This is a genomic window from Novosphingobium rosa NBRC 15208, from assembly GCF_001598555.1.
GTDB classification, from domain to species: domain Bacteria; phylum Pseudomonadota; class Alphaproteobacteria; order Sphingomonadales; family Sphingomonadaceae; genus Novosphingobium; species Novosphingobium rosa.
In genome coordinates, this window is sequence record NZ_BCZE01000163.1 from 1 (window position 1) to 2,079 (window position 2,079).

2 protein-coding genes are annotated in these 2,079 nt (G+C 65.0%); both read right to left on the reverse strand.

All coding sequences use genetic code 11. The features are described from left to right. Positions 1-663, reverse strand: a 663-nt coding sequence (locus SR3_RS30185) for a glycoside hydrolase family 1 protein (RefSeq protein WP_157099221.1), incomplete at its 3' end; no start/stop codon positions are given. Positions 664-695: 32 nt separating this feature from the next. Next, positions 696-2,079 (reverse strand): glycoside hydrolase family 31 protein (locus SR3_RS30190; RefSeq protein ID WP_157099222.1); only part of this gene is annotated, 1,384 nt, incomplete at its 5' end.

Sequence of the window (2,079 nt, forward strand, 5' to 3'; positions counted from 1 at the left end):
CAGGCCGGGCGCCTTGCCGCCGGTCATATAGGACAGGTCGGTGAAGCAGCGCAGCTCATTGACCGTCATCAGGTGGCTGACGCGATCGGTGATCTTGCCCGCCATGTAGCCCGCGTAATCGGCGAAGGCATAGGCGGTGTCACGCGATTGCCAGCCCCCGGCGAGGCCCGTGGGCAGATCCCAGTGGAACAGAGTGACATGCGGCTCGATCCCGGCGGCCAGCAGGCCATCGATCAGGCGGTTGTAGTAATCGAGGCCCTTCTGGTTGGGCTTGCCGCGCCCATCGGGGAAGATGCGCGACCAGGCGATCGAGAAGCGATAGCCCTTGACCCCCAGCGCTTTGAGCAGTCCGATATCCTCGGCATAACGGTGATAGCTGTCACAGGCGACATCGCCCGTGCCGCCATCGGTGGTCTTGCCCGGCGTGTGCGAGAACACATCCCAATTGGTCTGTCCGCGCCCATCCTCTTTCACAGCGCCCTCGATCTGATAGGCCGCCGTGGCGCAGCCCCAGAGAAAGCCCTGCGGAAACGCGAGCCCGCCCTCAGGCGCTGCCGCGCCGCTGGTGCCGACCTGCGCCGCATCGAGACGTCCACCGAGCGCCGAGCCGAGCGCCGCAACGCCAAGGCCCTTGCCGAGCTCGCGGCGATTCATTCCTGTCATCGTGAAATCCTCTGAAAAATTGGCAGCGCGGCTTATTGGCCGCCCATGATCTTGATAAGGCCGCTTAGGGCCTGCCCGCTGGGCAAAGGCTGGCGGCTGGTCAGCTTTCCGCTGGCGTCATCCCACACCAGTTCGGCCTTGCGGCCGTCCTTGCCCGCGCGATAGCCATTGGTGGTGCCATCGTCGTCATAGAGCGTGAATGTGCCATTGGCGCCGGGATAGACGCGGATGCTCTCCAGCGCCTGCTTGCTGGCGGTGCTGTCGACCTGCACGCCGATGGGCACGATGGAGCCGGCGCGCACGAAGACCGGGATATGCTCGATCGGCGCATCGGCCTCGATGGTCTGGCCGCCTTCATAGCGACGGTTGGTCCAGTAATCGTACCAGGCGGTGCCGGCGGGCAGATAGACCGACTTCTTCGTCTGCCCCTGCTCCGTCACCGGCGCCACCAGGAAGGCCTTGCCCAGCATATACTGGTCGCCCACCGTGGCGGCCTTGGGATCCTTGGGGAAATCCATGAACAGGGCGCGCATGAAGGGCGCGCCGGTCTCATAGGTCTGGCGGCCCTGCGCATAGAGATAGGGGATCAGCGCATAGCGCAGGCGCAGATTGTCGGCCAGGATCGGCTCGGCGGCCTTGCCATATTGCCACAGCGCGGTGCCGGGGCGCTGGCCGTGGATGCGCAAGGTGGGCGAAAAGACGCTGTATTCGAACCAGCGCACGAACAGCTCGGGATAATCGGTATAAGCCGCCGCCATCGCCGTCGCGCCCGCCGGATCGACCAGCAGCGGATGCTCGGCCTTGGGGCCGCTCGGCCACTGCCAGCCGCCGATATCGCTGCCCCAATAGGCCAGACCCGAAGCCGTAAAGTTCAGCCCGGCGGGCACCTGCCGCTTGAGCGTCTCCCAGGTTGCATGGACGTCCGAAGACCAGAAGAGCCCGCCAGTGCGCTGCGAACCAAGATAGGCCGCGCGTGACAGGATCAGATTGCGGAAATCGGGCCGGTCACGCACCGAACCCTGAGCCACGCCCTCGGTGTGCAGCAGCGGGAAGAGGTTGTGATAGCGGTCGCCCGAGCCGATGGAATAGAAGGAACCATCGGGCACCAGATCGGGCTCGGTCTCGTCCAGCCAGAACCAGTCGAAGCCCTGGCTGGCGATGTTGTCGCGGATCTTGCTCCAGAACCAGGCGCGCGCCTCGGGGTTGGTGCTGTCGATCAGCGCTCCGGCGCGGTCGGCGCGGACGGGCAGGCCGTCCACCGCATGGCCATCCTTGTCCTTGAGCAGCCAGCCCTTGGCGGACAGCATGTCGAAATAGCGGGATTCCCGCTCGAAACGCGGCCAGACGCTGATGATCGAGCGCATGCCCATCGATTTGAGCTGATCGTTCATCCCCTTGGGATCGGGGAAATAGGTA